This is a genomic window from Providencia sp. UF-224 (assembly GCF_058245955.1).
On record NZ_JBSICC010000097.1, the window covers coordinates 1 to 700 of the forward strand.

General features: G+C 60.0%; 1 pseudogene. It reads right to left on the reverse strand.

Annotated elements, in window-relative coordinates:
- Window positions 1-700 (reverse strand): annotated as a pseudogene (locus AC4IFO_RS22985) (hypothetical protein); the annotation flags it as partial.

Genomic DNA, 700 nt, shown 5'->3' on the forward strand with positions numbered 1-700 from the left:
CTTGCGTCCGTCGCCAACGTCACCGTGTTACCGGTCACCGCCAGGCCATTTTTCGCTTGCACCGACACTTCTTTCACCTGACCCACATCCGCTTGCACCAAGGTGTAACCCGGTACTGTGCCCGAGGTGGTCACGCTGCTACCGCTGCTTACGGCCGCCGCGGTGTTGCCTTTGTTGCCCCACGCATAAGTGGATTTGTCGGTGTTATCACCGCCGTTTGCATCAAACGCGTACTGCCCGCTTAACGCTTTGCCCACGGCCAGCTCACCTTTAAGCTTCAGGTTGGCCACTTGCGGTTTGCCCGCCGGATCGATCACCTCACCCGGGTTTTCACCGCCACTGCCGCTGCCACCGGTGGTGTCATTACCGTCCGCTTTGCTTGCGTCTGTCGCCAACGTCACCGTGTTACCGGTCACCGCCAGGCCATTTTTCGCCTGCACCGACACTTCTTTCACTTGACCCACATCCGCCGCCACCAAGGTGTAACCCGGTACCGTGCCCGAGGTGGTCACTGACGCGCCGCTGGCCACTTGACCGGCTGTCGCCCCTTTATTACCCCACGCGTAAGTGGATTTGTCGGTGTTATCACCGCCGTTCGCATCAAACGCGTACTGCCCGCTTAACGCTTTACCCACGGCCAGCTCACCTTTTAACGTCAGGTTCGCCACTTGCGGTTTGCCCGCCGGATCGATCACCTCAC